Below are 25,011 nucleotides of genomic sequence, written 5' to 3' on the forward strand. Positions count from 1 at the left end.
TTATAGGGAGGTGCAATGGTGGAGTATAATACATAATAAACTATGATATGATAGCTATTAGTCTATATATAAGGGGAATTAAACGTTATGGAGCTTCTTCAGCTGCAATATTTCCAGACGGTCGCAAGACTGGAGCATATTACTAAGGCCGCAGAGGAGCTTCAGATCGCGCAGCCATCGCTTAGCAAGACGATCGCAAGGCTCGAAGCGAGTATTGGCGTTCCGTTATTTGACCGGCAGGGGCGCAACATTCGACTCAATCCGTTCGGCAAAGTGTTCCTGCAGCGGGTGGACCGGATTTTTCAGGAGCTGGAGGAGGGCAAGCGGGAGGTTCGCGACATGGCGGGGCTTAATCGCGGCAGCATCACGCTGGCCGCTTCGATTATCAGCATTTTGCCAGAGCTGCTGAGCGCTTTTCTGGACCAGTATCCGAACGTCCACTTTCGGCAGGTGCTCGAACCGACGGCTGTCCTTAAACGAATGCTGGAGGACGGCGAGATTGATCTATGTATTACGACAGCGCCGATTGAAGGGGATGGCATGGAATGGACGCCGCTTCGGACGGAAAATATTTATTTGGCCGTGCATGAGGGTCATTGGCTGGCGGGCAGAGAGAGCGTGTCGCTTCTGGAGCTGCAGGAAGAGAAGTTTCTCGGCCTGAGGCAGGGCTATTGGTTCCGCGCGTTTACGGATGAGATGTGCAGGCAGGGAGCCGGATTTACGCCGAATACGGTGTTCGAGCTCGATGAAGCGGACGCCGTGCTAGTGCTGCTGCGCAAAGGTCTGGGCATTACGTTCGTGCCTGAATTGGCTTGGGAGAAACGGGCCGCATTGATGCCGCACCGCTTGCGCATCACCGATCATCCCAACAGCCAAGTGACGACCGGCTTAGTATGGTCCAACAAGCATTACCTGTCGATTGCGGCGCAGCGGTTCCGCCAATTCGTTATCGACTATTTTCAGCGTATTAACTAGACTGCGGGAGCCGCGCGAATGCTAGTTTTCATCCAAGGAGGACTATACAGGGAGCGTCTTGGATAATATTTAGAATGAGTCAATTAAGGAGGGATAACGAATGGCGGAATTGAACATCGGCATTATTCTGGGAAGCACGCGTCAAGGCCGTGTAAGCCCGCAAGTGGGAGAATGGGTGAAGAGCATCGCCGATAAGCGCAACGACGCAAATTACGAGATTGTAGACATTGCGGAGTACAAGCTGCCCTTGTTTGGCGAAGTGGATGCGACGCAGCAAGCGACGGCTTGGAACACCAAGCTGGCGAGCTTGGATGGGTTCGTCTTCATCGTGCAGGAGTACAATCACAGCATTACGGCTGCATTGAAGAACGCGCTCGACTATGCCCGCGAAGCTTGGAATAACAAGGCGGCTGGCATCGTAAGCTATGGCTCGGTCGGCGGCGCGCGCGCTGCTGAGCATCTGCGCGGCATTCTGGGCGAGCTGTCCGTAGCGGATGTTCGCATTCATCCGGCGTTGTCCCTGTTCACGGATTTCGAGAACGGCTCGGTATTCAAGCCGGCTGACCTGCATCTGACGAATGTGAATGGCATGCTGGATCAAGTGCTCGCTTGGAGCGGCGCGCTCAAGACGCTGCGCCCATAGATGACGGAGTGGCTTAAGAGCATCCTGTACAGGGATGCTCTTTTTTGCTTTATATTGTAGACCGATGCAGCTGATGCTAGTATTAGGAAGGCTTTGCTAAGTCGATTAGCCTTAAGGAGGAAGCAGCATGTCCCATTTACCCGATTGTCCCGCTTGCCATTCTGTCTACACGTACGAGGATGGCAGCTTGTATATTTGCCCCGAATGCAGCCATGAGTGGCCGCAGCAAGGCGGCGCGGAGGAACAGGAGGATCTGAGGGTCGTGAAGGATGCCAACGGCAATGTGCTGGCGGATGGCGATACGGTCACGGTGATCAAGGATTTGAAGGTCAAAGGCAGCTCTTCGGTCGTGAAGATCGGCACGCGCGTCAAAAACATTCGTCTCGTCGAAGGCGACCACGATATCGATTGCAAAATCGACGGCTTCGGCGCGATGCAGCTAAAATCGCAGTACGTAAAGAAGGCATAGCGAATAAATCGCATTACGATCCAAAAAATAATGGGCAGGAATTGCGCCAGACCGCGAATGACAGGGCTTTCAGCATGCTCCACAGGTGGTTTTATCACAATATTTGTGATAACATGTAGACTGATGTGGTGAACGTGAATGGATTAAAAAGGCTTCTTCGTTCGTCCTCATTCATCTGTTGTTTAAATTATTAAACAAGGGATCAATTGGGTATGATTGAAAGGTCAGTCACCGGCAGTAAATCGCAATTATTTTGAAGGAGGATTTTCACAATGGCATTGGTTTCGATGAAAGACATGCTCAACAAAGGTCTTAAAGAAGGTTATGCAGTAGGTCAATTCAACATCAACAACCTTGAGTGGACGCAAGCAATTCTTGCAGCTGCTGAAGAAGAGAAATCGCCAGTTATCCTCGGCGTATCCGAAGGCGCTGCACGTTACATGGGCGGTTTCACGGTTGTTACGGCGATCGTTAAATCCCTTATCGAAGAAATGAAAATCACGGTTCCAGTTGCAATCCACTTGGACCATGGTTCGAGCTTCGAAAAATGTAAGCAAGCAATCGACGCTGGCTTCACTTCCGTTATGATCGATGCTTCGCATGATCCGCTGGAAGACAACATCCGCATCACGAAACAAGTGGTTGAGTACGCTCACGAGCGCGGCGTTTCGGTAGAAGCTGAACTGGGAACAGTTGGCGGACAAGAAGACGACGTTATCGCTGAAGGCGTTATCTATGCAGATCCTAAAGAGTGCTTCGAGCTCGTAGAGCGCACGGGCATCGACTGCCTGGCACCAGCACTTGGTTCCGTTCATGGTCCTTACAAAGGCGAGCCTAACCTCGGCTTCAAAGAAATGGAAGAGATCTGCCAAACGATCAAGCTTCCATTGGTATTGCATGGCGGCACGGGCATCCCTACGGAGCACATCAAACGTTCGATCTCCCTGGGTACGGCTAAAATCAACGTAAACACGGAAAACCAAATCGCGTTCACGAAAGTGGCTCGCGAGATCCTTTCGAACGACGCTGAAGTTTACGATCCACGTAAATTCCTGGCGCCAGGTCGTGAAGCGATCAAACAAACGGTTGCAGGTAAAATGCGCGAGTTCGGTTCGTCGAACAAAGCCTAATATAGCAGCACAAGCAAGAAGGGTTGGACAAGCGTCCAGCCCTTTTTTGCGTTTAGGGGGCGTAAAAGTTGCCCTATCTGCGCGGCTAGCCCGCCGAAGGGCAAATAGGGAATAGAAAAGTGCCCTATTCGGCTGGTAAGCGCGACAGAGTGCGCATAGGGAATAGAAAAGTGCCCTATTCGGCTGGTTAGTGTGCCAGAGTGGGAATAGGGAATAGAAAAGTGCCCTATTCGGCTGGTTAGTGTGCCAGAGTGCGCATATAGGGAATAGAAAAGTTCTCTATTCGGCTGGTTAGGATGATGTAAAGTTGTTTGTGTACCAACATTTGGAGCCTTAACAGGCAGCAAAAAAGTAGGGTATTCTCGGGGTTACCACACGCACCAAGAAGGAGCCCTACTCGATGACTAATATACCCGAAAATTCTTTCAACAATCTACTTGAAAATGCTGTAACTAAACTGGTGCAGGAGAAGCTCGAGCTGCTGCTTCGTGAAGAAATTAAACATTACATTAGCACGGAGCATCAAGGCCCTCGTACCAGCCTTAACGGGAACTACACGCGCACTTACCAAACACGCTACGGGACCATTAATGACTTGCAAGTGCCCAGAGATCGGAAAGGTTACTTCAAAACCCGTCTGTTCCAGCCGTATCAGCGCCGCGAGGGATGGTTAGAAGAGGCCATCATCCACATGTACAAAGGCGGCATGAGCACGCGAGAAGTCGCAAAATTCATCGAGAGTATGTTTGGTTCCCAGTACTCGCCAACGACGATCAGCAACATTACGCAAACCGTTATGGAAGACATTGAACAGTGGCAACAACGTCCGCTCGAGAAGCGTTACTCGGTGATCTACCTAGATGGTTTGTATGTGAAGCTAAAGCGTAACACCGTTAGCAGTGAGGCTGTTTATTTGGCTATGGGGATTGACGAAAAAGGCATCCGCCAAATCCTTGGCTTCTACGTAGGCGGGCATGAGAGCGCAAATGGCTGGAGAGAGGTCCTCAAAGACCTGAAAAATCGCGGAGCAACAGACGTGTTGCTTGGCGTCTTCGATGGCCTTCCAGGACTAGAAGAAGCCTTTAGAGAAATCTATCCAAAGGCCGATGTGCAACACTGCATCGTCCACAAAGTCCGTAGCACGTTTTCTAAAATCCGCGTATCCGACAAGACCGCGTTTCTCGACGATCTAAAGCTCGTTTATACTGCGGTGGATGGGGATGTCGCTTTAGCTGTATTTGATGGTTTCAAGGCCAAGTGGAGCAAACAATACCCGAAAGAAGTAAAGTCGTGGGAAGCACAGCTCCCCACCTTACTAGCTTTTTACAAGTTTCCTGTACTCACGTGGCCGGCCATCTACACCTCTAACCCGATCGAACGGATGAACAAAGAGCTTCGAAAACGGCTTAAGCCAATGAATAGCTTGACCAATATTGAAGCTGCTGAAAAGATTATTTATTTGCAAGCACTCGACTACAACGAAAAATGGTGCGGTAGAGCGATACGGGGATTTGTCGACGTTGATACGAAGGCGAAGCTTGAACAAATGTATCTGGAACGATACGCCGCGAATCACCCCAACCTAGAGCTTACACAAACTTCTTGACGCTACCCTGGTTAGTGTGCCAGAGTGCGAATAGGGAATAGAAATCTGCCCTATTCGTTCGGTTAGCACGCCAGAGTGCGAATAGGGAATAATAATCTGCCCTATTCGCGCGGCCCAACGCGCCCAACAAAGATAGCGCAGCAAAAAAGCTCCCGATACACGGGAGCTTCATCCGTATTCAAGCGATTAGAAATCAAAGTTGTCCGGGTCCGGACCGACGCGGCGATCTTCGTTAAGCGCATCGATCCGTGCCATGTCCTCTGCAGATAAAGCGAAGTCGAACAGCGCGGCATTGTCGATAATTCGCTGCTCCTTGATCGATTTCGGAATTGTGATGACCCCGTGCTGGAGATCCCAGCGCAAAATGACTTGGGCGATCGATTTGCCATGGCGTGCTGCAATTTCCGACAGCACAGGATGGTCGAGCAGCTGGCCCTGCATGAGCGGCGACCATGCTTCCAACTGGATGTTCTGCGTCGCGCAGAATGCACGCAACGGTTCTTGCGACAGCATAGGGTGGAATTCCACTTGGTTAATCATCGGCTTAACCGTTGCGTCCTTCATGACGTCCTCGAGATGATGGATTTGGAAGTTGCTGACGCCGATTGCTTTCACGCGGCCTTCTTTGTACAGCGTCTCCAGCGCGCGCCAAGCGTCTTTATATTTGCCAGCCTTCGGCCAGTGTATGAGATACAGATCAAGGTATTCCAAGCCAAGCTTCGACAAGCTTGTTTCATAAGCAGCAATCGTCGATTCGTATCCCAGATCGGCGTTCCATACTTTTGAGGTGACGAACAGCTCTTCTCTTGTAACGAGGCCTTCAGCTATCGCTTCGCGAATGGCTTGACCGACGCCTGTTTCATTACCGTAGATTGCGGCCGTATCGATGCTGCGGTAGCCATTTTTGATCGCGGCTTTGACCGCTTGAACAAGCTCTTCGCCTTCTTCGACTTTGAATACGCCGAGGCCGAACCAAGGCATTCTTACTTCATTGTGCAACGTCGTTGTATCCTGCAAATGCTGTGCTGTTTGTGTAGTAGTCATTATGAAGTCCTCCTGAGTGTGTGTTCTTTACTTTCTTTATTTTCCAAAACAAGTGCTCGACCTGTTAACAAAACTGCGCCGCCGACCATAATTGCGCCTACCCACGTCGTATGAAGAAGCCCGATGGAGTCGGTGACAACCCCGCCCAAGTACGCGCCAAGCGCGATTCCGGCGTTGAACGCTGCGATATTAACGGCTGACGCTACGTCTACCGCTTGCGGCGCATAGCGCTTCGCCAGCATGACGACGTAAACCTGCAGACCAGGTACATTCATAAAGGCCAACAGGCCCATCAGGAATACCGTCAGAATAGCTGCCGCTTTGAACGGTATCGTGAAGGCAAGGACGAGCAGGACGATAGCCTGCAAAATAAACATGTAAAGCAGTGCTTTTACCGGGTTGCGGTTCGCCGCCTTACCCCCGATCATGTTGCCGATTGCGATCGCAACGCCGTAGACGAGTAAGATGACGGCGATCGTGTGCTCCTTGAAGCCGGATAGTTCATGCAAGAGCGGAGATAAATAAGTAAAGACGACGAACGTGCCGCCATACCCGATAGCCGTAATGGCGAATGCCATCAGCAGCCGTCCGTTCGTGACGAGCTTCACCTGCTCGCTAAGCGGCGTACGCGTGCCCTTGGGCAGGTCTGCAGGGATGAGAACCATATTGGCGATGAGTGCAAGGACGCCAATGATCACAATCCCGATGAAAGCAGCCCGCCAGCCCATTTGCTGTCCGATGAAAGTGCCAAGCGGGACACCCGTTACAGTCGCTACCGTCAGTCCAGAGAACATAAGCGCAATGGCGCTTGCCCGACGATCTGCGGGTACGAGTTCGGCTGCAATAGTCGAGCCAATGGACATGAACACGCCATGGGCGAATGCCGACAGGATGCGTGCCGTCAGCAGCAGCCCGATCCCGCCAGCGGCAGCGGCTAAGCTATTGCCGGCGATAAACACGATCATGATGCCGAACAGCAAGGTTTTGCGCGGGATGCTGGCTGTCAGCGACGTTAGGACGGGAGCGCCGATTGTAACGCCCAATGCGTATAGCGTAACCGTCAACGCCGCAGTTGTTACGGATATATGCAAGTCTTCAGCGATGAGGGGCAGCAGCCCGACACTGATGAATTCTGTGGTGCCAATCGCGAATGCGCTGATTGCGAGCGCTAGAAGTGCGAACGTGCTTCTTTTTGCATTGTGCGTCATAGGAACGACTTCTTTCATATGGTTTTACCGGCCGGTAAGTGCTATTATGATAGACCTAAGCGATAAAGAACAGTACGTACTTTTATGTGACATAGACACTAAAAAGTAACAATTGGACAACGGCGGCCTTTAAGGCTGATTATAGGGAGGCAAAAGCCATGACAGTGGCGCAGAAAAAGTACAACATTTCCGTAGAAGCAACGCTTGAGGTCATCGGCGGGAAGTGGAAATGCGTGATTTTATGCCATCTAACGCATGGAAAAAAACGCACGAGCGACCTGAAGCGCCTCATGCCAGGGATTACGCAGAAAATGCTGATCCAGCAGCTCAAGGAGCTGGTCGACGATGGCATCATTAATCGGATCAGCTACAACCAAGTGCCGCCGAAGGTGGAATATGAGCTGAGCGAATACGGCAGCAGCCTCAAATCCATTCTGAACATGCTGTGCGAATGGGGCGAGACTCATATTATTAAAGAATACGGGGACAAATATGCGGTGCTTGAGGACAGCATTTTGAATCAATAAGGAGTACTTCATAAGGGTGGTAACCAAGAATGAATGGGGGAGCAGACGAAGATGAAGCAGAACAAATATGATGACCAAGGCTTCTTCGATAAATATAAAGAAATGCCGCGCTCGATCAGCGGGCTGGAGTCAGCCGGCGAATGGCCTGCATTGAAGCAGCTCATTCCGGATCTGCGGGACAAGCGCGTGCTGGATTTAGGCTGCGGCTATGGCTGGCACTGCCGTTATGCACGGGAGCAAGGAGCGCGTTCGGTTGTCGGCGTAGACATATCGGCGAAAATGCTGGAGCGTGCAAAATCGTACGGCGACGATCCGGCGATTACCTATGTGCAGCTGCCGATTGAAGACATCGCGTTTGACGCGGAGCAGTTCGACGTCGTGATCAGCTCGTTAGCGCTGCATTACATAGCGGATTTTGAGGCGGTGTGCCGCCAAATCGCTCATGCGCTCGCCCCAGGCGGCACGTTCGTCCTCTCGGTCGAGCATCCGATTTTCACAGCGCGTGCTGCGCAGGACTGGCACTATGGGGCGGAGGGCGAGCGGCTGCATTGGCCGGTCGATGACTATCAGAGCGAGGGGCTGCGGCAGACGAGATTTCTCGATAACGACGTCGTAAAATATCATCGCACGCTCGCGACGCTGCTCAATGCGCTCATCAGCGCGGGCTTTACCATCGCCCAGCTGTCCGAGCCGCAGCCGACGCAGGAGGCAATTGAGCAGTATCCGGACATGCGCGATGAGACGCGTCGTCCGATTTTCCTACTAGTGGCAGCGTTTAAGGCGGCTTCAACCGAGTAGGCTGTGAACGAAGCTCGGCGTCCAGTGGCGCAGCTGTGTCTTGGCCGCTTATGCTTTCGCTTTGGGATACAGCATCTCGCCGCGCTCCAGCATGGCGATAAATTGCTCGATTCGCTTCGCGCGGGTTTCCGGTTTCTTCGCTTGATGAATACGGAACAGGATAGCGAATTGATTTTGCCGATTAAGCTGCTCATAAAACTGCTTGGCAGCCTCATGCTGCGCAAGCTCAGCTGCAAAGTCATCCGGCATCGACACCGTGCTTTGCGATTCGTAGGCTTTATCCCATTGCCCGTTCCGCTTGGCGACTTCAATAGCGGCGAAGCCAGCGGGCTGCATGCGGCCGTCCGCGATAAGCTGCTCGGCCTTGTCCTTATTGATTTTGGACCAAATGCTCTTCGGCCCGCGCGGCGTGAACCGTTGCAGCCATGCGTGCTCATCCAGCTTCTCTTTCTGGCTGTCTACCCATCCGTAGCATAAGGCGCTTTCGAGTGCTTCATTGTAAGTGACGGTAACGATGTCCGCATTTTTCTTGGCAATTTGCAGCCGAACGCCTGATGATTGCGCATGATGGTCCGCGAGCCATTGGTCAAACGTCTGCTGGTCGGCACAAAGCAGAATCGGCAGCGGGGATGATTTTTTATTCAGCGCGATCGCCTCCTTTTCTTTATTTTACCAAATTCAACAAAGTGAAGCCAAGCCACGGCAGGGCTGCAAACGCTAAAAAACCGCCAGTCAGACGGATGTCTAACTGGCGGTTTTTGTGCAGCTATATGGCAGATGCGCTCGCCTGCTTTTAGTAAGCCGTCCAGCCCGCATCCGCTGTAACGACTGTGCCGTTCACGAAGCTCGCGTCATCTGATCCCAAGAACAGCGCGACTTTCGCGATTTCCTCTGGCTCGCCTGTGCGAGGATTCAAGGTAATGCCCGCCATTGCGCGCTCCATGCCGAACGCGTTAGGCGCGGTAAGGGAGGTGCCGATATTCGTATTAACGCCGCCTGGTGCGATGGCGTTGCAGCGAATGCCGAGAGGCGCGTATTGGAAGCCGACGTTTTTGGTCAAGCCGACCACCGCATGCTTCGCAGCGGTATAAGCAGCGCCCGCTCTGGAGCCTTGCAGTCCGCCAGCGGAAGCGATGTTGATAATGACGCCACTCTTTTTATCGGTGAAGATGGGCAGCACTTTGCGGATCGTCCGCATTGGGCCCGTCGTATTGATTGCAAAAACGCGGTCCCATAGCTCGTCCGTCAGATCGCCCGCGGGTACAAAATTGTCCATGATGCCCGCATTGTTGACGAGAATATCGACCGTGCCGAATTGTTGTACTGCTGTATCGATTAATTGTTGGACGTCTTCTTCTTTAGCTACGTTCGCTGCTACGGCAACAGCTGTGCCGCCGCTAGCCTCAATGTTCGAAACGACCGCTTGAGCGGCTTCTACGCGAAGGTCGGAGACGATGACTTTAGCTCCTTCAGCTGCATACAGCTCGGCGATCGCTTTGCCCATACCCGAAGCTGCACCTGTGATTACGGCTACTTTTCCAGAAAGTCTCATGTGAATTACCTCCCGTTGTTGTACAGATGTTCAATAACCATACACCTGTTAGTTGAAGTATAATGGAGGTGCAAGAACGCAAACAATCAGTAAAAACCGTCGGATTGTTAGGTAACGTACAGTTCGGCCTATATTGTTCATTAAAAGGGTGAGAATTATGCCGCAAGAGCATGCCAAAAAGGACCGGCGCGTCGTTCGCAGCCAAGAGGCGCTTAAGCAAGCGCTGCTCGCGCTGATGTCCCAGAAGAGCTTCGATGCCATATCGATTACCGAAATCGTAGAGTCGGCGAATTACAACCGCGGAACCTTCTATGCCCATTATGAGAACAAAGAGGCGCTGCTGGATGACATTATCGATGAGCTGATCCGGAAATTTCTGGCTTCTTTTCGAGCCCCTTATGAGCATCAGGATGTTTTTCGCATCAACGAGCTAACCGCCAATTCGGTGAAAATATTCGACCATATCCATCAGCATGCGGAGCTTTACACGACGCTGCTGCGCAGCAATGTCATGCCGAACTTGAGAGAGAAGATGTTTCTTGCGCTCAAAGAAATATCGATGGACGAGCTCGAATATCCGACCACCGGTGTGAATCAGGAGCTGCTGGCGATCTATTCGATCCATGCACTGCTCGGACTTATTTTTCACTGGGTGGAATCCGGGTTTGAGCAATCGACCTCGTATATGCAGGAGCAGCTTATTCTGATCATTCAATGGCGACCAATGGAGGTTAAGGCGAAGAAGGAAGGCTGAGCTGAGCAACGGAGCATGAAACAACGGGGGATGATGATGAGGGTATTATCCATCATTTTAGCTATATTATTTAGTACCGTACTGAGCTTGTGGGTGCTGTGGGGCATTATCGTGCAGTTCTCATTGCAGTACAATTATATGCCGCTCTACGTCTTTGCAATCGCTGCCCTTGGAACACTTGCGTTGGCTGTCAGCATGATTATGTTTTATGTTCGAGCGGCTGCGCCACGTTATGTCTATTTGCTAGCTCTCCAGCATTTATTCGTTGCCGCCTCCGGCACGCTGCTGTTGAGCATTCTAAGAGGCTGGTATGTGTGGGTGCAAGGGCTAACGACGGTATATGATGTAGGCTGGTATAATTCAGAAGAATTTACGCTGGAAGACATCTATGATGATATTGGCATCCTGATGCTGACTCGCGTGCCCATACCGCATTGGCATTGGAACTTGTTAGTCGGAATAGCGGCGGCGCTGCTCATTGCCAGCATGGTATGGGTTTGGCGAAGCCGGCCGAGACGAGCGAATCAAGCGAGCCATGGATAGGCAGAAAAAAGGAGTGTTCCAAAAGCCATGACGGCTGAGGACACTCCTTTTTCGCGCTTCAGCGGTTGGTGTTGTGTGCACGGCGCATTTCAGGCGGCACTGTTGCGTGCAACGGCATGCTCATTGCAGTTCGTACAATGGCATCAACACCGAGTGCAGAAACGAGGAGGTATCCTTGCATATGGCGCAACGGGAAAGGCGGCTTTCTATGTTTTGGCCGCCTCATGTCACTTCTTGATCGCATCTCGTTGCACGAACTGCAATGGAAACCTTCGAGGCAGGCCACTCCTGCCTTTCTCGTTGTACAAAGTGCAACGGCACTAACGGGACCGCATGATCCTCCAGAGGGTCTTTAATAAAATAAATAATGATACTGCAGTGATAAAAATAAGAACCATCCAGAAAAGAAGAGCCAATTTCGGACTATTGTCTAGAAAACCGTGATAAACAACGAAATATGAATCATGGAACACAAAATCCTCTTCTTTTGAACCAATGAACATACTTGAGATGAGAGGGAAATTGAATCCCAATAATGCCATCTCAACTATTATCGCAAAGAGGATTCCCTGCCATATCGTTTTCTTGCTCCAAACCATTTCATCTTCATCCTTTAAACTTATTCTCTCAGTCGAAGAACTCAAGCTCTAGAAGGCTCTTCTGACTTTGTAAACTAAAGTTAGTCTTGAGCGACAACTCTTGTTTTGCTCGCCATGCCTCTGCCGATCCGAATGGCCATGAGCGAAGCGAAGAAGCAGGTAAAGCCGGCGATGACGAAGGCTTGCGAGTAGCTGCCGAGCCAGTCGCGAAGAACGCCTGCGCCATAGGCTGCCGTCGAAGCGCCGATCTGATGGGTCACGACGATCCAGCCGAAAATCATGCCGGACTGCTCTTTGCCGAACGATTGGCCAGCGAGCTTGGCGGTTGGCGGTACGGTTGCGATCCAATCGAGCCCGTAGAAGACAGAGAAGACAAGGAGCATTGCAGGCGTCGCATCGAGTGCATAGGGCAGGAACAGCAGCGACAGCCCGCGCAGCCCATAATACCAGAACAATAGCCAGCGGCTGTCGAATCGGTCGGATAACCAACCGGAAATCGTCGTGCCGAACAAGTCGAACAGGCCCATCAATGCTAGCAAGCTAGCGGCCGTCACCTCCAACATGCCATGGTCGCCGCATGCTGCGATCAGATGCGTTCCGATAAGCCCGTTCGTCGAGAAGCCGCAGAAGAAGAACGTGCCGGCGAGCAGCCAGAACGTCAGGCTTTTCGCAGCAAGCCGGAGGCTTTGCAGCGGCGCGAGAAACAGGTTGCCTTTGAAAACAGTCGGCTTCACGATCTCATCGGAGCCGTAAGGAGCGATGCCCAGATCATAGGGGTGATTGCGCATCCAGATCGCAATCGCGACAAGGACGACCAGCACGCCGGCGACTGCGGCATAGATGGCGTAACGCCAGCCGAAGTTCGCGGTCATGGAGGCCATCAGCGGTAGGAACAGCAGCTGGCCGGTAGCGGCGCTCGCTGTGAGCAGGCCGACAATGAGCCCTTTGCGCTTCACGAACCATAGATTGCTGACGGTAACCCCGAGCACATTCGCCATCATGCCTGTAGCGAGGCCGGAGACGACGCCCCAGAGCAGCTCGAACTGCCATAGGGAGGTCATGAGCGGCGTAATCGCCAGGCTAGCCGCAACCACGGATAGCGCTCCGATGACGACTTTGCGGATGCCGTAGCGAAGCAACAGTGCGGCTGAGAACGGCCCGACCAGCCCATATAGGAAGATGCCAGTCGAGATTACGCTTGAAATGCCGCCGCGGCTCCAGCCGAATTCCTCTTGAAAAGGGACGAGCAGGATGCTGGGCAGCGACCGAATGCCTGCTGATACAAGCAGTGTTGCGAAGGTCAGGATCACGATAATCCAACCGTAATAAAGGCGCGAGCGGCGCTTTGGTTCTTGGGATAAAGCTGTTGTATTCATGGGTATCCCTCCGTACTTTTGCTTTTCGTTAAGGCTCACTCCAGCTGTACGCCAGCGTTTTCTACGCTTGCCGTCAACAGCGCAGCAGCCTCCTTGCCGAGAATCGCTTCATACGTTTCTTTCAGTTTCTTGGACGCCTGGCGAATGGGCTGCTCCAGCTCAAAAGCTTTATCTGTCGGATAGACGAGCACTGTCTTGCCTTGCACTTGGCGCTCGACCAGCCGCTTGCCTTCGAGCTTATCGATGAAGCGGGTCAGTGTGGAGGGCGTAATGTAGAGCTTCTCGGACAGCTCCTTCTGCGTAATGCCGGGCTTGCCGATGACGAGGCGGATCAAGTAGCCATAAGCAGGCGCAAGCCCGGTCGTAGCAAAAGCGTCGTCAGCGATGCGCGAAATCGCCCGGCTCAGCCGGTTCGTCGTGAAATAGAGGCATTCGTGCAAAAAAGCTTCGTCAGGAGCGGAAGTCTGGTCATTGGCGGGCGGGTTGATTTCGCTGGACATGTAGAAGTTCCTCCTCGGGTGGAATTGGTTTAGGTATGATTTGCCGTCTACATTGTATTTTGTATGTACAACTAAAATAAAGGATTTAACTTTAAATGTCAATAGGTGCTTCATCGCCCAATTGTGTGATAAGTTAATCGTAAGCTTACATACATGTCCTATAGTGGAGAAAAAGCTGATCGCTAGTCATATCGATAAGATACGATAATCGTAGGGTGCGCTAGGGAAAGGAGCGTGTAGTCAGGTTGGAGAATGTACCTGTATCGAAACAAGCCCACTCCGTTGTAGGGCAAGAGCAGCCGGTAAGGCTTGGCAAGGGCGCTGCGTTATTGGAGGTGCTGCGCGTTTCAACGAAGCTGGGGCTTACCTCGTTCGGGGGACCGATCGCGCATCTTGGCTATTTTCATAATGAATACGTCCGTCGTCGGCAATGGATGGATGAACGCAGCTATGCGGATTTGGTGGCGCTCTGCCAGCTGCTGCCAGGACCTGCGAGCAGTCAGGTAGGGATCGGAATCGGAATTGCGAGAGCGGGATTGCTTGGTGGCGTGGTCGCGTGGCTCGGCTTTACGCTGCCATCGCTTATCGCGCTGATTGGATTTGCTTTGCTCATGCAGGGCTTCGATCTAGGCGCGGCGGGCTGGATTCACGGACTGAAAATCGTCGCCGTTGCGGTCGTGGCGCATGCCCTTCTCGGGATGGGGCAGAAGCTGCTGACGGATCGCGCCCGAATCGCGATTGCCGTTATTACGATGTCTGCTGCCCTCCTATGGCAGACATCGTACAGCCAAGTGCTGCTCATTGCTGCTGCAGGGGCTATGGGGGTATGGCTCTTTCATAATCGGCAGGCGGAGCAGAAACAGCCTGTCAGCGATCATATGCAAACAAGCCGGAGGCTGGGGCTGGCGTGTCTTGCGGCATTGGGCGCGCTGCTGGTACTCTTGCCGCTGTTGAGCTCGTGGAGCTCTAACCTATGGGTCGATCTATTCGATCGTTTTTATCGAGCAGGCGCCTTCGTATTCGGCGGCGGGCATGTCGTGCTGCCGCTGCTGGAGCACGAGGTGATGGCGAATGGCTGGGTTAGCCAGCAGGATTTTTTGGCGGGCTATGGCGTGACGCAGGCCGTTCCGGGTCCTTTATTCACGTTCGCAGGCTACCTCGGCGCAATTGCAGGCGGTCTGCCCGGAGCGATAGTGGCGACCGTGGCGATTTTTCTGCCGGCGTTTCTGCTCGTGGTTGGCGTGCTCCCGTTCTGGAGCCAGCTGCGCAGCAGTCCTCGGATGCAAGGGGCATTGGCTGGCATCAATGCCGCTGTGGTCGGCATTTTGCTGGCCACGCTGTATGATCCGATATGGACGTCGGCGATTGGCGGGGGCGGAGATTTCGCTCTGGCGGTTATTTTGTTCTCGATGCTGGCTTACTGGAAGCTGCCGCCGTGGACGGTGGTGCTGGTCGGTGTTGCCGGGGGCGTGGGGTTGGGGTGGCTGTAGCCAACCTATAAAGTATTTATTTCGTATTGATGCAGAAAAGGCACCCCCTCGGGTGCCTTTTCTACATCCTGCACTATCGCACAGTCATCTGATTCAAGTCCGAAGCCAGCTTGTCCAGCTGCAGGAAGCTTTCGACGATGTCGCGAATTTGGCTGTCCTGCGTGATCATGCTGGCGGACATGTCTTGCGTTGCCGCCATATTTTCCTCGGTAATGCCGGCGATCGTGACGATCTGGTCGGTAATGCGCGTATACTGCTGATGCAGGTCCTCCGCGGAGCGGTCGACCTGTTCGGATTGATCCTCCAAGTGGCCGGAATCGCTGGCGAGCGAGCGCATCACCTCGACAACCTTAGCCGCCGCAGCGCTGCCGCTGACGACGGACTGCTGGCCCTGCTGGACTTGATTTGCAGCCTCGACTGTTTTGGAACGAATGCGTTCAAGAATCAGTTCGATTTGCTCAGTGGAGTCCTTGGACGATTCTGCAAGCTTGCGAATTTCCTGTGCGACGACGCCGAAGCCCCTGCCATGCTCGCCCGCACGCGAAGCTTCAATTGCGGCATTGAGCGCGAGCAGGTTCGTTTGGGTGGAGATCGTTTTGATCGTAGACACGATGTCGCTGATCACTTTGTTCTGCTCGCCGAGCTCGTTCATGAGCTGGACGGATGCATCGATCGTTTCGTTAACATGCCTCATTTCTTTTTCTAGCGATTCCGCTTCTTGGCTGCCGGCTTTTGTCAGCTTAGCGGAGCTGACCGAGAGGTCTCTCATCTCATTGGAACGATCTGCAAGTGAAGTGACAGACTGCTCGATTTCGCGAATGGCTTCGCTAATGTCGGTGATGCTGGATGTTTGCGTCTCGATGCTGGACGTGATCTCCGAGAAGGCAATCGTGACTTCTTTGGAAATCGTGCCCGTCGACGTGACATTGGATTTCAGATTCGTGCTGAAGTCGTTAAGCAGCGCAAGGGAATGCGAGACTTGATCTACGAGCTTCATCGATTTGGCATGCTCTGTCTCCGCGTGCTCCCGCTGTTCGGTCGCTTCGCGCTGCAGCCGTTCGCTGAATTTGGTAGAGACGAATAGGGGCACGGCAACCATGCCTAAGTACATGAACATCGTAACGGGGCTATTATCGGCGAAGATAGCTTCTTTCATATCGCTCATGAAGAAATACGCCGTAAGCACCGCACCCATGGAGCCGGAGAAGGCAATGGCCCGGGAGCTGCTGTAGAGCGTCATAATGGCAAGATTGATGTACACAAGGAAATAGGTCGTAATGACAGGACCGGTATGGATGAGAAGCAGAGTAAGCAAGGTCACGATTGTGGAAATAATGTACATGATGTAGTGCGTGAGCCACCGTTTGTAAGTCATTACCGTTGCTATGCCACAGGTAAGCGAACCTACGATCAATAGGGCGATGATAGAATCAGTGCCAGCTCCAGTCAACAGGTCCACGCCTATGCCGAGTACGAGCATCCCCCAGATAATATTGACGAGCAATTTGTTGCGGCGGTGCAGAGTCTCGATATAATGCACAACATATCCTCCTTTTTCCAGTTCAATTTGTTGTCCTCATAATACCATATAACGGCAAAGTTCGACATAATATTTACAGTAGGCGCAGTATTAGAGTCGGATTAAGTCGACTGTTAACTCGTTAGAGGCTAAATTACGCGATGAGGCTGAGGAAAGCAGGGAATGGAAGGCGAGGGGGCGCAAGGGATGGCAAGGACGGAGGTTGGGAGAAGGCTCATGAAATGCCGGATGCATTTAACGGACCTGGGGGCCCTTATTCGGCACAAATGCACTGGTTTCTCGTGTAACGGACCCCACAGCCGCTAAATCACACATATGGAGGGTCAGCCGGGTGATTTTGTGGCAATAGCGGCATCTGGGTCCGTTGCAGCTGGAAAAGACGCGATTTTCGTCAAATAACGGCTATCCGGTCCGTTAACCAAGCCGAGCGGGGCAAGTAGAGCTTTAGAACGACATGCAGCACGCATGCACCGCAGGCACGCCGCCACGCGAAAAAGCCGCTCCGACATCCATCGTCGAAGCGGCGCACAGCATCGCAGCCTCATGCAAAATTCTGATGATTTACTCGTCATCCTCCGGTATGACAATAACCGAGGCTTCCGCCTGCTTAGGCCCCGCATTGTCTGCCTGGCCCGTGACGGGGCTTGGTATGACGATGTCCTCGTCAGTTTCCGGCGTAACGAACGGAAACCTTCCTGTAATGACGGCGCCGATCGGGAACCGCTCCGTCTGGAACACAACGCCGAGCAGCGGCGCTGCGAATCGATAGCGAATCAGGTCTACATTGCCGGTATTCGTAGACGTAATGGTGAAGTGCACCGTTTCTCCGCCGAACACGACGGGCCGATCGACGGTTTCGCGGATTTTGAAATCAGGGATCGTGAAGGTGACGGTGGAAGCAGGCGCTTGCTCGAACGGCGTCTCATTGGAATAGGCGGTCGCAATGCTCACATATTCTGTTCCGCCTATGGCGTCCGGCGGAATGCGGAAAGGCAGCGTGAATGCGCGGCTTTCTCCGGGAGCAAGCGAAGGCAGCGATGTGGTGAAGGCAGTTAGATTTTCGAATATGCGCACATTCGTCAGCGTGAATACAGAGTTATTTCGAACGGTCACCGTGAAGTAGACGAGGCTTCCCGGTTCAGCAACGGGGCGGTCAACGACGTTGGTCAGCTGCAGCAGGAAATGGGGCAGCGCAATAATGACGTCGGCTTCGCTCTCGACCGGATCGGTCTGCGGCGAAGTGACGATGACCCGATTGCGGACAATCGTACCTTGCGCCGTATGTGCGGGCACGTCGTAGCTGAAGGTAACGATCCGCTCTTCATCAGCCACGAGTACGGCGATCCGCTGCTGCGTACCCGTCAAGGAGTCGCGAATGATAATATCGGTGGCCGTGGCGGCGCCAATGTTGGCGACGGTGACGGCATAGACGATCGTACCGCCCGGTGCAGCGACGGTGCCGTTGGGCAGCTTCGTTACGCGCAGCGCCGTGCTCGTCAGCTCGGTGTACGCGACAACCTCCGCCTCCGCACTCTGCTCTAGCGCCTGATCGGACGAGCAAGTGAAGCGGTTCGGGATGACGGTGCCGTCAGGAACATTTGGAATGACAAAAGGAATTGTCCGCACAATGGTCTCGCCGCCTTGCAGCAGCGGCACGGTTTCGGACAATCCGAGCGTCGCATCGATGAGCCGGACGTTCGTCTGCGGCGAGCTCGACAGATTCGTAACGGATAGGTGATAAAACACCGTCTGTCCCGGCATCGCGAATGCGGGCTCAACAGACTTCGATAAGCCGAGCACTGCGCCGACGACCGTTACGATAGCTTCCGCTTGGACGGTACCCGCCTCAGGCGACACAGCGCTTGCCAGATTGGCTATGGTCGATCCGATTAGCGCATTCAACGGAACGGTATACGTCGCCTCGAAGCGCTGCGATTCGCCGACGGCAAGCCCAGATACAGTCTGATCGATGCCGAGCAGCTCGTCAGTGAGCCGGAACGGCCCAAGCGCCACATTGCCGGGGTTCGCAACGATCAGCTCGTATTGGATCGTCTCGCCGGGAGCCGCTGTAAGTCGATCAGCTTTTTTGGCTAAACCGACGGCGGGCGTCGGAAGCACCTCCAGTTGGGCGCTTCCTTCCACCGGGCCGGTCTGATCGGAGATAGCGGCGGCGGTGTTGAAGTAGGTTTTAGGCGTCGTCTCCAGCGGAATGAGAAACGGAAATGTGATCGGCGTAGACTGCTGAGCTGCCAGCGATGGAAGCGTCGTATCGAGCCCTAACGTAGGGTCGGTGACGCGGACGTTCGTTAGCGGGGCGTTGCCTTTATTGGTGACGATAAGGGTGAAAATGACCGTTTCGCCTGGAGCGGCTTGCGTTCGATCAACGAGCTTTTCAATAGCAAGCAATGAGGTATCGAGCACCTCTACGGTGGCTCCTACCGTTAACGGCGGCAAGGATTCGACGACCGTGGTCGCTACATTCACGATGATCGATCCGATCGTTGCGTTGAGTGGAATAATATAAGGGAAATCCGCCGTAATCGTCGCGCCTTGCGGAATGCGGTCAATAACGGTATCAATGCCGAGCAAGGGGTCGGTGACACGCACGTTGACCAAGTCGATATTGCCGTTGTTCGTCGTCGTCAATGTGAAGGTGACAAGCTCGCCGGGATGCGCTTGTTTCTTGTTGACCGTCTTCGTGAACAGCAAGGAAGGCGTATTCACGATGAGCACAACGGCAGTCGCCGTATGCGGGTCGGCGAAGGCCTCATTCGTCACGACAACCGTGTTCGTAAGCGGCCCAATCGGCGTGTTGGGCGGAACGATGTAGGGGAATGTGGCTACGAATGATTGAAGAGGGGCAAGTGCCGGTATGGTCAAATGAATGCCAAGCAGCGCATCATCGACCTTGATGCTCGTTAGCGGCAGATTGCCGGTGTTCACGACTTGAATGATATAGTTCACCTGTTCGCCCGCGAAGGCGGTTGAGCGGTCCGGAACCTTCAGTACCGATAAAGCGGCGAAAGGCGAGCAGGAGCAGGCGATTGTCGGCGATTGGAAAAACAGCGTACGAGGCGGAGTGTCGTATACGACAACGCCCGCAGCGCTTTGCTGATGGCTAGGCTCGTTGAAGGTGACATACGTTTCTTGATCGATATTCGTAGGCAGCTGGTCGCCATTAGCAAGCGGGTTCGACTGCACGAGATAGGATAATGAGATGCGGGTGTTGCTTGTGTTCGACAGCAGGCCTACGGGCAGAACGCCGAAGTCGATAACGATCGTACCGCTGCTCGATACGGTGGCGTCACTAACATCGGGCAATAAAGCGGCTTTTGGATAGATAGTAAATTCCGGATCATCCGGATCGATAATGACCGGCTGGTTCGGCGATTTGAGCAGCAGCCCGTCGCGGATGCCGCTAATGCGAATCGAGCCTGGCACGTAGGCGAACAGCGCCGTATTGATCTGGTCGTGTAGGACGACCCTCAGTCCGGCGGAAAGCTGGAACAAATCCTGGACGAGCGCAGCCAGGAGCGCTTCAATCTGCCTCTGCGGGTCGCTAGTCGCCGCTTCACGGAAGAAGGACGGCGCCGTTGCTGAGCTGGCGAGCAGCTCGATCACATTTTGCCGATTATAGGGTCCTGGCGACTGCGCGGAAATATCGATTCCTAGCACATAGACCGAGGTGTTGCCGTCAGCCGGATTTTTGAGCTGGTTGGTCACTTCGAGCACGCGCTGGGAGGCAAGGATAATCTCATTGAATGTAGCCGATCTGCTCGAAATTTCGCTTACCAGCGTCGGGACGCTCTGCTGCAGCTGCACGAAGTACTTCCACGGGTCGTTCGGTACATCAGGGAAAAAGGTTGCGTCCGTATCGCCGGGCGCGGCATACGAATTCGGATAATTCGGGTTGATCGAGCGGTTCGCTTGGCCATCGGTTATGAGAATGACGGCACGGCGAAGGATGTCGTCCGACTGGGCAAAGCCCGGCGTCTTGAATAGTTCATAGGCAGCGCGGACGCCAGCCTCTGTATTCGTGTCTTCTGAGTAGGGGATCGCCCACATGAGGTTATCCAAAATGGTGTTGTTCGCGTAGCCGCTGTCATTCATGCTGTAAGGCAGCTCGGTTGCGGTTAACGGCGTGCCGGTGGCGACCGATTTGATCTGATTGGAGTTGTAGGCTGGAAGCGCCGGATTATAAACCGTGGCCAGATAGTTGGATAGCACCGTATCAGGACGGCGAACGCCGGCATCGTCATAGATATCGCTGTATTTGATTTTGTAATAGTTGTAGTAGTTGTACAGGCTCAGCTCGGCGCTCGCCGCCATTGGAGCAGACTGGGTCAGAAAGGTGGTCAAGGCGGCGGCGCTAACGTTCGATTGGTTGCGGTAGCCTAGTATTTGGCCAATGTAATAGCCGGGAAAGGAGGAGGAACGCTTCCACTGGAACAATGTACCGAGATAATTGTACGAGAAGCCCGTGCTGGGGCTCTGATTCGGGAGGAATGCATCGCGCCCGTAAGGAACGATGGTGACCGTCGTATTGCGGTTGACGGCCCACATCTGGTTGATCGTCGCAATAATCGCTCGCTTTGCCTGCGCGAACTTCAGGCTGCTGCCGGACATCATGCTGGATGTGACGTCCAGCACGAACACGACATCGAGCGGATGGGACGGGTAGTACTCGAACGATGCGGCTTTGGCATCCAAATCTAACGTAACCGTCGCTTTGCAATCGCAATTCTCGGAAGATACGAGCTGAGCGCCCTTGGAGATCCGAAGCAGGTCGTTGTAGGTGACAAACCCGCCTGCCCCTTGATTTTGCCCGGCATCAAACAAGACGGACTCGCCGGACCCGATCCAATAATCGGCTTGTGCGCTGTCATTCGTTGGCCGTTCACTAGCCACCTTTCCACCCCTTTTCCGTATGCTGCATAGTCGATTTTATGCATGCGCAGGATATAACATGTGGCAACATTGCGCGAATGTAGCGGGACGGGTGAGATAGAGGAATGGAAGAGAAGTATGTTTATCGGGCTGCCAGCTTGGCAGATTACGAGGCCATAGCCGCATGGGGGGCCAACCAGCTGAACTCGGGAATATTGCGCAGGATGCCGAAGCTAATCGTTAACGTTAACATAGCGGCCATTAGGAGTTTGCTCGCAGGCTGCAGTTGTTTCTTGTTGGCAATGAAGTAGGCCAGATAAAGCGGCAGCAGAGCGAATATGAGCGAATTGTAACGGAAAGCCTGCTCCATATCGAGCGCCAACAAAGCTTTGGCAGCTCTAGTGACGCCACAGCCCGGGCAGTAGAAGCCGGTGAGCTCATGAAAAAGGCAAGGAATGCCGAGGCCTGTCAACGGCAGCCAGACTTTAAGATACAACAGTCCCCCAACGACAAACGAGGAACCCCAAGCTAGCTTGAGGTTCCTCCTGCGAATGGGCGCCATGCTTAGGCAGCCATCCGGTTAATATCTGCTTGTGCAAGCGCATACGTTACGATACCTAGTCCAAAAATGTTCAAGACTACGTACAGCGTCGAGTTGTTGGATACCGGCAAGCCGTGTTGGCGCTGAGCTTCGTCGATGTGCTTGCCCAACTGGTAAGCCCAAATATAGTTCCAAATCCCGCAAGTAACGAGCACGAGGAGGAAATGCTTTCCGCCTGTGAAATCACGATCCCCGCTGAGCTTTCCTGCATCTTCAGTCATCACAATAAACCAATAAATCGCGTAAATTCCGCATGTAATGAAAGATAAAATGATTGCTGCTGCGACGCCCCTCTTGTTAACCACAACACACCGTCCTAGATCATATTTTCTAGCAGAGAATACATCTAAAAACCTGAATTAAATTCCAAAAAACAACATTTTTATTATATGAGAATAAATCAATGCTGACAATAAATATTTTGTAAAAAATAAGAAAACAGTGTCGAAACGCAACAAAAGCCAGCGTTATCCTTACGGAAAGCTGGCTTTGTGAAATAAAGGCGATGTCTGCGCGGCTATGTTTCCTTCATTTGTTCATGGTCCTCTGGGCTGCGTACTGGCAAATCCCGCAGTCCAAACGTAGTGAGCGGCCCGAAATTAATGATGTTCGTCATCATCGCGCCCATCTCACGGGGGGTTAGGGACATCCCGGATTCGAACCAATGCATAATCATCCCAAGGTTCGCTGACGATACGAAGGCAATCATGTAGTCGATCGGAACAGGTAGACCATTGCTGCGAGGCAGGTAGTTGAACTTCTCGTATACATTCTTGCTTATCAGCTTTCGCAATTGGATCGCATAAGAGAGGTCTCCCTTGGGACCAAGCATGACCCGGTAGAAGTCAGCATGTTTTCCCAGCTCCTCGAACAACTCAATAATAACCGGGTATGGCTCGTTCTTGTTCGCATATTGGATCGACTGCTGAGGGTCTATTCGAACGATGATGGTACGCATCTGTTCAAACACCGCTTCCTTGAGCTGCTGAACCATGTCGGGAACGTCTTGATAATGCAAGTAGAAGGTCCCCCGATTTACCTCGGCCCGATTGGCGATATCCGTAACGGTTACGTGCTCCAGCCCTTTTTCTTCAATCAGGCTCATTAGCGCATCGTATAACAGCTGCTTCGTTCGCTGCTGTCTCCGATCCATTTTGTCAGCCATCCGGCAGCACCTCGCATTCCCGCATTCTAAAATTATTGATGATCCCAGTGAACACTGGCACGCCTCAGTGATGATTAATGAACACTGCGCGCAGAAGTGATTATTGTCTTTCTTTGCTCCTTTATTATAATAAACAGTGTGATTATTAATCAACATTGTGTTTATTATAAAATGAAGGAGCGTAAAACCATATGGCATTGTTAAAACAAAAAATGGTATGGATCGGCTTGCTGATTCTGATGCTTGTATTCGTTATTTTCGGCGCGGCAATGATGGGCTCGGTGGTGTCTGTGAAGCCGAAGAATGTACCGGTGGCGCTCGTCGTGCTTGATCAATCCGTTGACCTGCCTACAGGCGGCAAGCTGGCGATCGGCGAGACATTGAAGGAAAAGCTGACGGCGAATAAGCAGCTGCCGCTGACTTGGACGGTTGTGGCGACAGAAGAGGAAGCGCGGGCGGGGTTGGATGACCGCGAATATTATGGCGCATTGGTGCTGCCAGCTGACCTTAGCGCGGGTGTTGCTTCGATCATGAGCCCGACGCCGAAGGCGGCAACGGCGCTCGTCATTGCGAACGAAGGCTTGAATTCGCAGGCTGCAACCGTAGTGAAGCAGGGCCTTGGGCTCGCGATCAAAATGGTCAATACGGAGCTGTCCAAGTCGATGCTCGAGCAAATGGGGAAAGCGACAGGGCAAATCCCGGTTGCCTCGGCGCAGGCGCTGCTGTCCCCGATCAACGTCACGGAAGAGACCGTTCACGCGGTAGGAACGAACAATGCGACGGGCAATGCGCCAGGCATGCTGACGCAAATTATGTGGATGGGCAGCCTGGTTACAGCCATGGTGCTGTTCCTCTCTAATGGGAGTGCACGCAAGACAGGAGCGGGCAGATGGGGGACGCTCATTGCGCAGCCGATTGTCGGTACCGTATTCGTCGGATTCGGCTCGGGCTTCCTCGTATGGATGGCATCCTCGTGGTACGGCATGGAGCTTGCGCAAGCAACGGCAACTTGGATGTTCCTGTGGCTGGCGGGATCGGCATTTTTCCTCTTGCAGTCGGCATTGCTCAATTGGATCGGCTTCCCTGCCATGGGGATTCTCGTGCTGCTTATGTTCTTCTCCATGCCACTGCTGAACATGGCGCCGGAGTTTTTGTCAGCAGCTTCCCATGACTGGATTTATTCGTGGACGCCGCTCAAATTCGTCGCAGTCGGCTTGCGCGAAGTGATGTACTTCGGCGGGTTAGGCGCGGCAAGCGACAACGCTGCGGTACTCTGGTCCATCGCAGGCGGCTTCCTCGTGCTGCTATTATTGTCCGGATTGAAAAAAGGCAAAGCGACGACAGCTGTGAATTCAGCGGCTTAAGGGTAAGGTGAGGAAATGAAAGAGTATTCCATGTGACGCGACTAACGCTATGTAGAATGAGGGTTTCATATAAATGATTGCATAATCGAAAGCATATAGTATTAGTGTTATGTCCAAAATGATTAGCAAGAGGAATAGGGAAATGACAGTTTTTAATAAATAGGTTTTTGTGATGGAATCCTTCATTTAGGTTATTCGCCTCCTCCGAAAAGTTCTTTTTCTACTGACGAATAGTACCCT

Annotated in this window: 23 protein-coding genes; 11 read left to right on the plus strand and 12 right to left on the minus strand. The window is 53.0% G+C overall.

Annotation, left to right across the window (positions count from 1 at the left end; genetic code table 11):
• The first annotated feature begins 87 nt into the window (after positions 1 to 87).
• From PAECUDRAFT_RS22890 to PAECUDRAFT_RS22910, 5 genes are all read left to right on the plus strand, one after another.
• The gene (locus tag PAECUDRAFT_RS22890) at positions 88 to 975 is read left to right on the plus strand and encodes a LysR family transcriptional regulator (protein ID WP_006040547.1); all 888 of its coding nucleotides are present in this window, start codon (positions 88 to 90) and stop codon (positions 973 to 975) included.
• Between the two features lie 100 nt (positions 976 to 1,075).
• The gene (locus tag PAECUDRAFT_RS22895) at positions 1,076 to 1,618 is read left to right on the plus strand and encodes an NADPH-dependent FMN reductase (RefSeq protein WP_006040548.1); all 543 of its coding nucleotides are present in this window, start codon (positions 1,076 to 1,078) and stop codon (positions 1,616 to 1,618) included.
• Between the two features lie 127 nt (positions 1,619 to 1,745).
• Complete coding sequence (locus PAECUDRAFT_RS22900) at positions 1,746 to 2,087, plus strand: zinc ribbon domain-containing protein YjdM (protein ID WP_006040549.1); 342 nt, start codon at positions 1,746 to 1,748, stop codon at positions 2,085 to 2,087.
• 272 nt (positions 2,088 to 2,359) lie between these two features.
• Positions 2,360 to 3,217, plus strand: coding sequence for a class II fructose-bisphosphate aldolase (locus tag PAECUDRAFT_RS22905; protein ID WP_006040550.1), 858 nt, complete (start codon positions 2,360 to 2,362; stop codon positions 3,215 to 3,217).
• Positions 3,218 to 3,617: 400 nt separating this feature from the next.
• A complete protein-coding gene (locus PAECUDRAFT_RS22910) occupies positions 3,618 to 4,823 on the plus strand; it encodes an IS256 family transposase (RefSeq protein WP_006037522.1) in 1,206 nt (401 codons plus the stop codon).
• Between the two features lie 186 nt (positions 4,824 to 5,009).
• On the opposite strand, the gene PAECUDRAFT_RS22915 is transcribed toward PAECUDRAFT_RS22910, so the two are convergent.
• Entirely contained in the window at positions 5,010 to 5,867 is an 858-nt protein-coding gene (locus PAECUDRAFT_RS22915; RefSeq protein ID WP_006040551.1) for an aldo/keto reductase, read from the minus strand.
• A complete protein-coding gene (locus PAECUDRAFT_RS22920) occupies positions 5,867 to 7,075 on the minus strand; it encodes an MFS transporter (RefSeq protein WP_006040552.1) in 1,209 nt (402 codons plus the stop codon). The genes PAECUDRAFT_RS22915 and PAECUDRAFT_RS22920 overlap by 1 nt, the downstream gene beginning before the upstream one ends.
• A 158-nt stretch (positions 7,076 to 7,233) precedes the next feature.
• Here PAECUDRAFT_RS22920 and PAECUDRAFT_RS22925 point away from each other — a divergent pair, with 158 nt between their 5' ends.
• Complete coding sequence (locus PAECUDRAFT_RS22925) at positions 7,234 to 7,602, plus strand: winged helix-turn-helix transcriptional regulator (protein WP_006040553.1); 369 nt, start codon at positions 7,234 to 7,236, stop codon at positions 7,600 to 7,602.
• A gap of 51 nt (positions 7,603 to 7,653) precedes the next feature.
• Positions 7,654 to 8,400, plus strand: a complete 747-nt coding sequence (locus PAECUDRAFT_RS22930; RefSeq protein ID WP_006040554.1) for a class I SAM-dependent methyltransferase — start codon at positions 7,654 to 7,656, stop codon at positions 8,398 to 8,400.
• 48 nt (positions 8,401 to 8,448) lie between these two features.
• On the opposite strand, the gene PAECUDRAFT_RS26530 is transcribed toward PAECUDRAFT_RS22930, so the two are convergent.
• Positions 8,449 to 8,736 (minus strand): YdeI/OmpD-associated family protein, encoded by a 288-nt coding sequence (locus PAECUDRAFT_RS26530; protein WP_006040555.1) that lies wholly within the window; start codon positions 8,734 to 8,736, stop codon positions 8,449 to 8,451.
• A gap of 457 nt (positions 8,737 to 9,193) precedes the next feature.
• On the minus strand, positions 9,194 to 9,952 hold the full coding sequence (locus PAECUDRAFT_RS22940) for an SDR family oxidoreductase (protein WP_006040556.1): 759 nt from the start codon (positions 9,950 to 9,952) through the stop codon (positions 9,194 to 9,196).
• Between the two features lie 157 nt (positions 9,953 to 10,109).
• Here PAECUDRAFT_RS22940 and PAECUDRAFT_RS22945 point away from each other — a divergent pair, with 157 nt between their 5' ends.
• Together PAECUDRAFT_RS22945 and PAECUDRAFT_RS22950 are read left to right on the plus strand one after the other, a co-directional pair.
• On the plus strand, positions 10,110 to 10,706 hold the full coding sequence (locus PAECUDRAFT_RS22945; RefSeq protein WP_006040557.1) for a TetR/AcrR family transcriptional regulator: 597 nt from the start codon (positions 10,110 to 10,112) through the stop codon (positions 10,704 to 10,706).
• A gap of 15 nt (positions 10,707 to 10,721) precedes the next feature.
• Positions 10,722 to 11,249, plus strand: coding sequence for a hypothetical protein (locus PAECUDRAFT_RS22950; protein ID WP_158306270.1), 528 nt, complete (start codon positions 10,722 to 10,724; stop codon positions 11,247 to 11,249).
• A gap of 320 nt (positions 11,250 to 11,569) precedes the next feature.
• Here the strand turns inward: PAECUDRAFT_RS22950 and PAECUDRAFT_RS22955 are convergent, their stop codons facing one another.
• The 3 genes from PAECUDRAFT_RS22955 to PAECUDRAFT_RS22965 are packed head-to-tail and all read right to left on the minus strand — an operon-like array spanning position 11,570 to position 13,724.
• Positions 11,570 to 11,893, minus strand: coding sequence for a hypothetical protein (locus tag PAECUDRAFT_RS22955; RefSeq protein WP_144266639.1), 324 nt, complete (start codon positions 11,891 to 11,893; stop codon positions 11,570 to 11,572).
• 35 nt (positions 11,894 to 11,928) lie between these two features.
• Positions 11,929 to 13,224 carry an MFS transporter gene (locus PAECUDRAFT_RS22960; RefSeq protein ID WP_006040561.1) on the minus strand — a complete coding sequence of 432 codons (1,296 nt, stop codon included), beginning with the start codon at positions 13,222 to 13,224 and terminating at the stop codon, positions 11,929 to 11,931.
• Between the two features lie 35 nt (positions 13,225 to 13,259).
• Complete coding sequence (locus PAECUDRAFT_RS22965; protein WP_006040562.1) at positions 13,260 to 13,724, minus strand: MarR family winged helix-turn-helix transcriptional regulator; 465 nt, start codon at positions 13,722 to 13,724, stop codon at positions 13,260 to 13,262.
• A 245-nt stretch (positions 13,725 to 13,969) separates the two neighbouring features.
• Here PAECUDRAFT_RS22965 and PAECUDRAFT_RS22970 point away from each other — a divergent pair, with 245 nt between their 5' ends.
• Positions 13,970 to 15,214, plus strand: a complete 1,245-nt coding sequence (locus tag PAECUDRAFT_RS22970) for a chromate transporter (RefSeq protein WP_006040563.1) — start codon at positions 13,970 to 13,972, stop codon at positions 15,212 to 15,214.
• Positions 15,215 to 15,287: 73 nt separating this feature from the next.
• Here the strand turns inward: PAECUDRAFT_RS22970 and PAECUDRAFT_RS22975 are convergent, their stop codons facing one another.
• The 5 genes from PAECUDRAFT_RS22975 to PAECUDRAFT_RS22995 form a co-directional block, all read right to left on the minus strand.
• Positions 15,288 to 16,754 carry a methyl-accepting chemotaxis protein gene (locus PAECUDRAFT_RS22975; RefSeq protein WP_006040564.1) on the minus strand — a complete coding sequence of 489 codons (1,467 nt, stop codon included), beginning with the start codon at positions 16,752 to 16,754 and terminating at the stop codon, positions 15,288 to 15,290.
• 561 nt (positions 16,755 to 17,315) lie between these two features.
• Positions 17,316 to 21,662 (minus strand): DUF7507 domain-containing protein, encoded by a 4,347-nt coding sequence (locus PAECUDRAFT_RS22980; RefSeq protein ID WP_006040566.1) that lies wholly within the window; start codon positions 21,660 to 21,662, stop codon positions 17,316 to 17,318.
• A 145-nt stretch (positions 21,663 to 21,807) separates the two neighbouring features.
• Complete coding sequence (locus tag PAECUDRAFT_RS22985; protein ID WP_233516810.1) at positions 21,808 to 22,137, minus strand: DUF2752 domain-containing protein; 330 nt, start codon at positions 22,135 to 22,137, stop codon at positions 21,808 to 21,810.
• A 68-nt stretch (positions 22,138 to 22,205) separates the two neighbouring features.
• The gene (locus PAECUDRAFT_RS22990; RefSeq protein ID WP_006040568.1) at positions 22,206 to 22,547 is read right to left on the minus strand and encodes a DUF4234 domain-containing protein; all 342 of its coding nucleotides are present in this window, start codon (positions 22,545 to 22,547) and stop codon (positions 22,206 to 22,208) included.
• Between the two features lie 212 nt (positions 22,548 to 22,759).
• Entirely contained in the window at positions 22,760 to 23,407 is a 648-nt protein-coding gene (locus PAECUDRAFT_RS22995; RefSeq protein WP_006040569.1) for a TetR/AcrR family transcriptional regulator, read from the minus strand.
• A gap of 191 nt (positions 23,408 to 23,598) precedes the next feature.
• On the opposite strand from PAECUDRAFT_RS22995, the gene PAECUDRAFT_RS23000 reads away from it, so the two are divergent.
• Positions 23,599 to 24,771 (plus strand): YhgE/Pip domain-containing protein, encoded by a 1,173-nt coding sequence (locus PAECUDRAFT_RS23000; protein ID WP_006040570.1) that lies wholly within the window; start codon positions 23,599 to 23,601, stop codon positions 24,769 to 24,771.
• Positions 24,772 to 25,011: the final 240 nt, after the last annotated feature.

The organism is Paenibacillus curdlanolyticus YK9 (assembly GCF_000179615.1).
In the GTDB taxonomy this organism is placed as follows: Bacteria; Bacillota; Bacilli; order Paenibacillales; family Paenibacillaceae; genus Paenibacillus_T; species Paenibacillus_T curdlanolyticus.

Excerpts from the sequence above, each read along its gene's own strand:
- PAECUDRAFT_RS22890 (WP_006040547.1), top strand. The coding sequence starts at position 88 with ATGGAGCTTCTTCAGCTGCAATATTTCCAGACGGTCGCAAGACTGGAG.
- PAECUDRAFT_RS22895 (WP_006040548.1), top strand. The coding sequence starts at position 1,076 with ATGGCGGAATTGAACATCGGCATTATTCTGGGAAGCACGCGTCAAGGC.
- PAECUDRAFT_RS22900 (WP_006040549.1), top strand. The coding sequence starts at position 1,746 with ATGTCCCATTTACCCGATTGTCCCGCTTGCCATTCTGTCTACACGTAC.
- PAECUDRAFT_RS22905 (WP_006040550.1), top strand. The coding sequence starts at position 2,360 with ATGGCATTGGTTTCGATGAAAGACATGCTCAACAAAGGTCTTAAAGAA.
- PAECUDRAFT_RS22910 (WP_006037522.1), top strand. The coding sequence starts at position 3,618 with ATGACTAATATACCCGAAAATTCTTTCAACAATCTACTTGAAAATGCT.
- PAECUDRAFT_RS22915 (WP_006040551.1), bottom strand. The coding sequence starts at position 5,867 with ATGACTACTACACAAACAGCACAGCATTTGCAGGATACAACGACGTTG.
- PAECUDRAFT_RS22920 (WP_006040552.1), bottom strand. The coding sequence starts at position 7,075 with ATGACGCACAATGCAAAAAGAAGCACGTTCGCACTTCTAGCGCTCGCA.
- PAECUDRAFT_RS22925 (WP_006040553.1), top strand. The coding sequence starts at position 7,234 with ATGACAGTGGCGCAGAAAAAGTACAACATTTCCGTAGAAGCAACGCTT.
- PAECUDRAFT_RS22930 (WP_006040554.1), top strand. The coding sequence starts at position 7,654 with ATGAAGCAGAACAAATATGATGACCAAGGCTTCTTCGATAAATATAAA.
- PAECUDRAFT_RS26530 (WP_006040555.1), bottom strand. The coding sequence starts at position 8,736 with ATGCAGCCCGCTGGCTTCGCCGCTATTGAAGTCGCCAAGCGGAACGGG.
- PAECUDRAFT_RS22940 (WP_006040556.1), bottom strand. The coding sequence starts at position 9,952 with ATGAGACTTTCTGGAAAAGTAGCCGTAATCACAGGTGCAGCTTCGGGT.
- PAECUDRAFT_RS22945 (WP_006040557.1), top strand. The coding sequence starts at position 10,110 with ATGCCGCAAGAGCATGCCAAAAAGGACCGGCGCGTCGTTCGCAGCCAA.
- PAECUDRAFT_RS22950 (WP_158306270.1), top strand. The coding sequence starts at position 10,722 with ATGAAACAACGGGGGATGATGATGAGGGTATTATCCATCATTTTAGCT.
- PAECUDRAFT_RS22960 (WP_006040561.1), bottom strand. The coding sequence starts at position 13,224 with ATGAATACAACAGCTTTATCCCAAGAACCAAAGCGCCGCTCGCGCCTT.
- PAECUDRAFT_RS22965 (WP_006040562.1), bottom strand. The coding sequence starts at position 13,724 with ATGTCCAGCGAAATCAACCCGCCCGCCAATGACCAGACTTCCGCTCCT.
- PAECUDRAFT_RS22995 (WP_006040569.1), bottom strand. The coding sequence starts at position 23,407 with ATGGCTGACAAAATGGATCGGAGACAGCAGCGAACGAAGCAGCTGTTA.
- PAECUDRAFT_RS23000 (WP_006040570.1), top strand. The coding sequence starts at position 23,599 with ATGGCATTGTTAAAACAAAAAATGGTATGGATCGGCTTGCTGATTCTG.